Below are 7,296 nucleotides of genomic sequence, written 5' to 3'. Positions count from 1 at the left end.
ACCCGGGCCGTCGTGACCGCATTGAGTACACCGTCGACATCGAGGTAGACGTGCGCGCTCACGACGCCCTCCCATCTGCACCGTCGTGCAACGCGCACCAGAACGACCCGTGAACCCACTCAGGGTCCATGTCGGCGTATCCCGGCGCCGTCGCAATGCACTCAGAACCGGCCGCAGTCAGATGCGCCACGCCATCAGCGAGCGTCGGACCAGGCAGCACCACCAGATCGCCACGATGCTTCGCGTGACCCTCCGCGTACACGTTCGGCCAGCACACCGGACACCAGCCCGACGACATGTCGCAGTCCACGCCGCTGCCACCATCGGCATGCGCAGCCTGCGACGGAGAATCCAACGGCACCAACGCCTGACGCTTGCCCACCTCGCCCACCAGCACACCGGCCTGACGCATCGCCGCATCCAGAGCAGACGTCGCACTCACGCCGACACCTCCCGAAGCGACTCAGGGATCAGGTCCTCAACGCCGTCGAAAGCACCCAAGAACTGCGACCTGCTGATGACGCCGTGCCAGTCGTGCAATGACTGAGCGAGGTTGTCCAGCACCTCCCGCTGGTCGGAATAGAGCCTCTGGACCCCGGCCGCTCGACGATCGCCCTGGCGAAGCGCTGTCTCGCGGGCGGTTTGCTCGTCGGCATTCCAGTTCGACCCGAGGAACCCGCCACACACGGGGCAGTCGGGGAACTCGTCCCACTCCTGCTCGTCGGGCACGCCGCGATCATCGTCACGCTCGACGATGAGGACGCACTCGCAGTCGTCGCAGGCGAGCCAGCGAGACCGATAGATCTGCTGGTCGTTCTCGTGCTTCTCGTTCGACATGAACTAGCCTTTCTGGGTAGGTGAATCGCGAGACCCCGCCACCAGGACAGGCACGTCCCGGCGGGGTCTCGTCATTGATCAGGGGTCAGGTGCGAGTGCGCCAACCCGGCTCGCCCACGCGGAACTTCCGCTTCGACCGCGGCTGGATCAGATCCCCACGACGACGCAGCCACGCACCGAACTCATCACTGGCAGCACGACGGGCCTCACGGTCACGAAGATCCAGCTCACGAGCCACAGCGAACTCCCGCGCCATCCGCAACAGCCGCGCCTTCCCGACGTCCCGCAGAGCAGGATCCAGCGCACGAGCCTCACGAATGAGGAAAGCCAAATGGGCATCCGGCGTGATGCAGACGGCCGGTTCGTCAGGAGGCGCGGAGAACGCAGGGGGAGAGGTCACGACGGCACCTCCGCCGCCAAGAAGTACCGACGACGGAAGTAGCAGGCGAAGCACTTCCCGCGACGAGCCTTGTCAGGCGTCTCCCATGCAACGTCGTCGTAGGTCGCGCTGTAGTCGACGATCACGACCTTCGTGCCGTCCTTCACCCGCTCCCACGTCTGACCGCGACGGATTGCCTGCTCGGGCTGAGTGCTCATGCTGCGCTCCTGAGTTCGTAGTAGGGCTCCATGCGTCCGGCATTGCGGCCCTCGATGTCATTGCTCCGCTCGTGGCCGACCTCGACCACCAGCCGCTCACTACGAGCACGCCGCCAAAGCTGGCCGATCCGCTTCGGCTCGATCCGCCCACGAATGTGCGGACGGACATCGCACTGATGCACCGTCCCGTCCGCACGACGAGCCAGACGAAGAGCAGCCATGAAGGTCGACCACTCGGCATCGGACGGCGGCAGGCTGACCTCCTCCACCTCGCGAGCGACCTCGTTCGCCGCCACACAGTCCGGACACGACCAGCCGACACCAGCGACCAGACGCGGAGAGTGGGCGCGGTTCAGGCAGGGAGAGGCGAGGGCGATGCTCATTGGGGTTCCGGGAAGTTGTCGTTCGTCAGTCCGCCCTTGGGCATCTGGAACTTCCGCGGCGTCTCGCCCCTGCGGTAGGCGTTCCACGCGCGGATCGTCAGCGCCAGGGCCTCGGTCTCATTGATCCGACCTCCCGCGAGGCGCATCGCGACGATGCGACGGTGCAGCACGCGGGCCGGGTGACCGGTCGGCACGTCCTCGTCGACCACGCGAGCGACGAACCAGGTGGCGGCGTCGGGATCGATGGCGGAGAACAACCAGTGCGACAGCCCGAGGACGCTGCCAGGGAGGAGGGATCGGGACTGGAGCTTGCGGGCAACCTCGGCCGACGTGCGGATCTCCGGGTTATCCTCGAGGAACTCCTGCATCTCGTTGATGGTCGGCGAGAGTTGCCCCGCGTTGGTCCGCTGACCGGCGTCCCACATCAGCGCCCGCCGAACGAGGGCTGCGAGCGAGGACGTGTTGCCCTCGCCGTCAATCTGGAGGACGTTGGCGAAGCTGCGGCTCTTGCCGGTGTCGAGCGTCGGCATCACGTCCGCCGACAACTCTCGGATGACCATCATCCAGACCGAGGCGCCCGACGCGATGACAGCATGGAGCCGGTTCTGGCCGTCGAGAAGCGTGCCGTCGCTGGCGAACTTGATCGCCTCGCCGTTCATCCGCCAGGCGCCGGCTTTCATGTCACGGGCGAACTTGGTGATGTTCTTGCGGACAAGGTTGCGGTTCTTCGTGTTCTTCCCCAGCCACGCTTCGGCGAGGTCGGGCGTCACGAGGATGATCTCGACCTTGATGTTGGGCTTCGGGTCAGGCTCGGGCATGGAGATGATCTGGGCGCTCATTGGGTAGACTCCTCGGCAGGTAGTGAGTTGATGACCTGTTGCAGCAGGTCGTTGATCCGAAGAAGGTCGTTGCGGTGGGCCGCGGCGACCTTCTCGGCGTTCTGGGGCCAGCGGTCGTCCTCGACCAGCCGGTGCAGCGACTCGACCTTCTTGCGCGCCTCGTGAACGGTCCGCCAGAACGAGTCCGTCAGCGGCGAGCGACGAGAGGCCTTCGGCGTCGGCCGCTTGTACGTCTTGCCGTCGATCCCGACGACGTTGCTCGGAGCGGGGGGCGATGCGAGGTCGGCCCCCCGCTCCGGCTGGATGGCATCACCCGGGTCATCGACCGCAGGAACCTCGCCGGCAGCCTCTCCGGTGATCACCTGTGACAGCGACAGAGCGGGTTCGGGCCCCTCCGCTTCCGTCGCCTCCGCAGGCTCGCTGATCCCGTTCTCAGCCAAGGGCGTCTCCGGGGCGTCCTGCGAAGTCTTGTTGATCTCGGCGAGCGCGTCGGTCGCGGAGGTGAAGGTGGGATCCACCTGGCCCACGTGGGCCACCTGGTGGATGTCGCGTTCGATGGTGGTCTTGCTGACGCCCAGAGGCTTCGCGATCGCGCGTGTCGACAGGCCCCACTCGGTCATCGTCTTGACGGCGATGCGACGCGCCGAGACATCCAGTCCTGACAGCACGCCGTCGAACTCGGCGTGCAGGTAGTCGCCAGGGGAGCGGTAGCCGAGGACGATGTGGCCGCCACCCTCGACCGCCTGCTCGATCAGCGACCACGCGCGGTTGAAGTGCTCGGCCGACGACCGGAACTCGTTCTGCGCCTCGGTCGTCAGGCGGCGGGCTTCGTCGGCGCCGATCGTCTCGACGATCTCGCCCGTGACCTCATTGACGAGCTCGGTGGTCATGCTGACCTCCGAACGCGCGACATGTTCATCCGCGCCTGGATGTAGTCATCCAGGTCCGCGGGGTCGACTGCCCACGAGTGACCGATCTTGGCGCCACGAAGGTGCTTCTGACGCAGCTCCTCCAACACGAACCGGGGGGACCGACGCAACTTGAGGGCGGTCTCCTTGACCGTGAGCATCTCGGTCATGCCGCGTTCTCCTTCTTGGTCGAACGTGCAGTCTCGCGCGTGACACTGGAGAGTTCGGGCACAAAAAGAGATCCCTTGGGGGCGTCAAGGTGCCTCTCGATCGCCTTGGCCCACTCGGGTCGGACGTAGTCGCGCTCACCCGAGCGGAGGTGTCCGATGGTTGCCCGTGAGCAACCGACCCGTCCGGCGAGTTCGCGAACACTCATGTCGCGGTACTTCATGTACTGCGCCAGGGCGGTGGAGCTGATGAGCCGCACGTCCAGCCTCCTTTCGATGACGTTCACTTGCTGCCTCCTGACAGTAGACGAGTCTCAAGTCTCGCGCAAGAGACTAGACGGATTAGACGGCACTGTCTACTCCGTGAGGTCCGCCTAGTCGGGTGAATCACGCCTGCGAACCGAACTACATGGCCGGAATTTGTAGACGCCGCGTCTACTCTGTCGGTGGCGCGAAGCACGCGAGAGACTGGAGACTCCGTAGACGTGAGCGACGAACCGACCGGCGAGTGGGCCAAGGCGATGTCCAAGGCCAAAGCTGTGGACCCGCGCAATGGCCGACCGTCTTGGAATCAACTCGCGGAGATCGCCGAGGTGAGCACCTCGACGATCACTGCCATGGTCAGCGGCGGTAGGGCCACGTCGGCCACCACGATCCGCAAGGTAGCCGGCGCCCTCGGGGTGTCGCCAGAAGAGGTCTCTCGATGGCTGGGAAGGTCTCGACCCGTCTCGGACCCCTACGAGCCGCCGGCCGAAGCGGACCTGCTCACACCCCGGCAGCGGAAGGCGCTGACGGAACTCATACGGGCATTCGTGTCCGACGAGCAGGACGAAGGAGGTGGTGAGGGTGACGCAGGAGGTACCCCCGCCAAGACCCCGCCGGGCTCGGGCCCGGACCGGCTGCCACTGCTCGCCGTCGCCTCGGGAGACGAGGGCGACGAGAAGCTCGCCCGCGAGGCTACTGAGCAGGCCCGCAAGTCGCGCCAGGAGCAGCTTGATGCGATCGAGGAGATGAAACGCAAGCAGGAGAGGAAGCGAGGCAAGGGCGGCGATGGACGGTAGCCGCCCGTCTCTACTGGCCTTCATCGATGAGTCTGGACAGCGCGCAATGACGGCCTCATCATCCGATCACTTCGTGCTGACAGCCGTACTCATGCCCGAGTCGCATCGCCCCAGAGCGGCTCACTGGCTGGCAGAGCTCCGGAAGGATCTGAACCGCAGCCCGAATGCTGTTCTTCACTGGATGAAGTACCCGTCCCACAGTCACCGCCTGCACGCTAGCCGCAGGCTAGGGGAACAGGGGTTTGCCCGCGTGTCCGCGGTCGTCTGCTGCAAGCGCCGGCTCCCGAAGCCGAAGGACTTCAACCAAGATCACGCCTACATGTACGCATTCAGGATGCTCCTGGAGCGGATGAGCTGGCTCGCGGCCGAGCGCGACATGGACCTCACCTACACCTTGGGGCACGTCAAGGGGTTCTCTCTCGCCAAGCTTCGCGAGTACGAGGGCCGACTTCGCGCCATGAGCAGCAGCCAGTGCAAGATTCAGTGGGCAAATGTCGCAGGCAACGGTCGATTCGACCGCCCGGAGACAGAAGAGATGCTCCAGATCTCGGACATCGCAGCCTCAAGCATCGGCGCCGCCTTCAACCCCGACCAGTTCGGCCACACTGAGATTCGGTATGTCACGAACTTCAGGGGCCGGTTCTATCGCGGACGCGACGACGCGAAGCACTTGACGTCATACGGCCTCAAGATGCACCCATGGAACGACAGCACGAAGGCCGCCTACCCATGGGTGACGGCCTTGTGACAGCGTGTCGACCAGCTTCATAGCCGGCATTTCCGGGTGCCAACGACGCCTCCGTCGGCAGGTGGCCGTCCACGCTTGAGCACACCGTAGCATCGAGATTGGACGTTGGTCTTTGTGTCGGGACGTGTCCCTACGCTCCCGCCTCATGTACCACCCGTTCCGCCACCTCCTCAGCTACTTCCATGACGGCGAGGGGCTGACGATGTCCATCGAGCCCACGCCGGGAGGAAAGCCGGAGTGGTACTCGCCGGCCGACGATCACATGATGATCCGGCCCGGCCAGCTCCAGGTGGAACGGCGGTGTGCCGTCGCTCATGGGCTGGCCCACAGGGACCTGGGGCACTCGGGGATCTGCGAATACCCGGACTCTCGGCGCATGTCGTCGAAGTTCGAGGAGGCGGCGGACGAGATCGCGGCCAAGCGCCTGATCCGCCTGAGCGACTTCATCAACGTCATCTGCTGGACCGACGACAAGGACGAAGCTGCCGACGCCCTGTGGGTCACCCGTCACTACCTGAACGTGCGACTCGACTACATGACCCAGGGTGAGCAGAAGTGCGTCAGGCGGGCGTTGCGCGAGCGAGGTTTCTCCTAACCGAGCTCCTTCGGCTGGGCGCCCATGATGAACACCTGTGAGGCGGCGTCTGCGGCAGCCTGCTGGAGGTCGGGCATCAGGTGGCCGTAGGTGTCGATGGTGGTGCTGATGTTCTCGTGGCCCAGCCGCGCCTGGATCACGGGCAGGGGGACTCCTCGAGCGATCAGCCACGCGACGTGGCTGTGTCGCAGGTCGTGCAGGCGTGGCGCGGGGTCGGCGATCTTGGCCTTAACGATCGCGGCCTGCCAGACCTGGTAGAAGCGTCGGTGCCTGAGCGGCCCACCCTTGGGCGGAAGGAACAGCGGGTCCTTCGCCTTGCGGTCCCGGACGAGCGGACCCAGGGCATCGACGACCTCATTGGGCAGCGTGACGGTACGCCGGCTGCGGCGGGTCTTGGTCGGGCCAATCGTCGTGTCCTTGCGGCGCTCGGCACCGCGCCGCTCAGCCTTGGTGATCCGAACGACGGCCGCGGTCAGGTCGACGTCGGCAACGGTGAGGGCGGCAGCCTCACCCCATCGCATCCCGGTGCCGCCGAGGGTCATCACGAGTGGGCGCCAGTGCTCGGGCAGGGCGGCGAGGATCGCGAAGAACTCCGCCTCGGTGAGGTACCGGTGCTCCTCGCGCATGTGGTCGGTGCGTCGGTCCAGCTCGACGCCCACCGTGGGCGACTTTGAGATGTGCCCATCTTGGGCAGCGACCTTGAGCATGTGGGTGAGGACGGCCCAGGCGTTCATGCGCGTCTTGTCCGAGCCGTCGAGGCTGTTGAGCGCCTGCGCGACGTGGACTCGGCCGATGGAGCTCAAGCGCATCCTGCCGAGAGTGGGTGACCACTTGGCCTTGTAGATGCGCCGGTAGTCGGCGATGGTCGCGGGGTTTGCCTTGGTCAAGGATGTGAAGTGCTGCTCGGACCAGTCGTCCAGCGTCATCTCGGCGGCCTCCTCCTGGCCGCGGTGGTACTCCTCTAGTGCCCAGGAGACGCCCCGGTCGTCGCAGTCGCGAACGAACGTCTTGGCTTCCGCTTCGGTGGCGAAGGTGGCGGAGGTGTAGAACCCCTTGCCGCCGATCTTGTCGGGGTTGCGGACGCGGACTACGTAGCGAGTCTCGCCGGACCTCTTGTTGACGCGCTGCTCGATCCCGGGCATTCTCCGATTCTATGTGTAT

The 7,296-nt window shown here is 65.6% G+C and carries 13 protein-coding genes; 3 read left to right on the top strand and 10 right to left on the bottom strand.

The window, feature by feature from the left end; all coding sequences use genetic code 11:
* Positions 1-58: 58 nt before the first annotated feature.
* From ACPZVR_RS23790 to ACPZVR_RS23750, 9 genes are all read right to left on the bottom strand, one after another.
* Positions 59-442 carry a hypothetical protein gene (locus ACPZVR_RS23790; RefSeq protein WP_436702168.1) on the bottom strand — a complete coding sequence of 128 codons (384 nt, stop codon included), beginning with the start codon at positions 440-442 and terminating at the stop codon, positions 59-61.
* Positions 439-837 carry a hypothetical protein gene (locus ACPZVR_RS23785; protein ID WP_436702167.1) on the bottom strand — a complete coding sequence of 133 codons (399 nt, stop codon included), beginning with the start codon at positions 835-837 and terminating at the stop codon, positions 439-441. The genes ACPZVR_RS23790 and ACPZVR_RS23785 overlap by 4 nt, the downstream gene beginning before the upstream one ends.
* An 85-nt stretch (positions 838-922) precedes the next feature.
* A complete protein-coding gene (locus tag ACPZVR_RS23780) occupies positions 923-1,237 on the bottom strand; it encodes a hypothetical protein (protein WP_436702166.1) in 315 nt (104 codons plus the stop codon).
* Positions 1,234-1,434 carry a hypothetical protein gene (locus tag ACPZVR_RS23775; RefSeq protein ID WP_436702165.1) on the bottom strand — a complete coding sequence of 67 codons (201 nt, stop codon included), beginning with the start codon at positions 1,432-1,434 and terminating at the stop codon, positions 1,234-1,236. Before ACPZVR_RS23775 ends, ACPZVR_RS23780 begins: the two co-directional genes overlap by 4 nt.
* Positions 1,431-1,817, bottom strand: a complete 387-nt coding sequence (locus ACPZVR_RS23770; protein ID WP_436702164.1) for a hypothetical protein — start codon at positions 1,815-1,817, stop codon at positions 1,431-1,433. The genes ACPZVR_RS23775 and ACPZVR_RS23770 overlap by 4 nt, the downstream gene beginning before the upstream one ends.
* Positions 1,814-2,656, bottom strand: a complete 843-nt coding sequence (locus tag ACPZVR_RS23765) for a hypothetical protein (RefSeq protein ID WP_436702163.1) — start codon at positions 2,654-2,656, stop codon at positions 1,814-1,816. Before ACPZVR_RS23765 ends, ACPZVR_RS23770 begins: the two co-directional genes overlap by 4 nt.
* Positions 2,653-3,546 carry a hypothetical protein gene (locus tag ACPZVR_RS23760; RefSeq protein WP_436702162.1) on the bottom strand — a complete coding sequence of 298 codons (894 nt, stop codon included), beginning with the start codon at positions 3,544-3,546 and terminating at the stop codon, positions 2,653-2,655. The genes ACPZVR_RS23765 and ACPZVR_RS23760 overlap by 4 nt, the downstream gene beginning before the upstream one ends.
* A complete protein-coding gene (locus tag ACPZVR_RS23755; protein ID WP_436702161.1) occupies positions 3,543-3,734 on the bottom strand; it encodes a helix-turn-helix domain-containing protein in 192 nt (63 codons plus the stop codon). Before ACPZVR_RS23755 ends, ACPZVR_RS23760 begins: the two co-directional genes overlap by 4 nt.
* Positions 3,731-4,018 (bottom strand): helix-turn-helix domain-containing protein, encoded by a 288-nt coding sequence (locus ACPZVR_RS23750; protein ID WP_436702160.1) that lies wholly within the window; start codon positions 4,016-4,018, stop codon positions 3,731-3,733. Before ACPZVR_RS23750 ends, ACPZVR_RS23755 begins: the two co-directional genes overlap by 4 nt.
* Before the next feature lie 198 nt (positions 4,019-4,216).
* Here ACPZVR_RS23750 and ACPZVR_RS23745 point away from each other — a divergent pair, with 198 nt between their 5' ends.
* From ACPZVR_RS23745 to ACPZVR_RS23735, 3 genes are all read left to right on the top strand, one after another.
* Complete coding sequence (locus tag ACPZVR_RS23745; RefSeq protein ID WP_436702159.1) at positions 4,217-4,792, top strand: helix-turn-helix domain-containing protein; 576 nt, start codon at positions 4,217-4,219, stop codon at positions 4,790-4,792.
* The gene (locus ACPZVR_RS23740) at positions 4,782-5,540 is read left to right on the top strand and encodes a DUF3800 domain-containing protein (RefSeq protein ID WP_436702158.1); all 759 of its coding nucleotides are present in this window, start codon (positions 4,782-4,784) and stop codon (positions 5,538-5,540) included. The genes ACPZVR_RS23745 and ACPZVR_RS23740 overlap by 11 nt, the downstream gene beginning before the upstream one ends.
* Before the next feature lie 145 nt (positions 5,541-5,685).
* Complete coding sequence (locus ACPZVR_RS23735) at positions 5,686-6,135, top strand: hypothetical protein (protein ID WP_436702157.1); 450 nt, start codon at positions 5,686-5,688, stop codon at positions 6,133-6,135.
* Here the strand turns inward: ACPZVR_RS23735 and ACPZVR_RS23730 are convergent.
* On the bottom strand, positions 6,132-7,277 hold the full coding sequence (locus ACPZVR_RS23730; protein WP_436702156.1) for a tyrosine-type recombinase/integrase: 1,146 nt from the start codon (positions 7,275-7,277) through the stop codon (positions 6,132-6,134). The genes ACPZVR_RS23735 and ACPZVR_RS23730 overlap by 4 nt on opposite strands.
* Positions 7,278-7,296: the final 19 nt, after the last annotated feature.

Source organism: Nocardioides segetis, assembly GCF_051390595.1.
Taxonomy (GTDB): domain Bacteria; phylum Actinomycetota; class Actinomycetes; order Propionibacteriales; family Nocardioidaceae; genus Nocardioides.
Note: the sequence above shows the minus strand (reverse complement) of the source record. Positions and strands in the feature narration are given on the sequence as shown.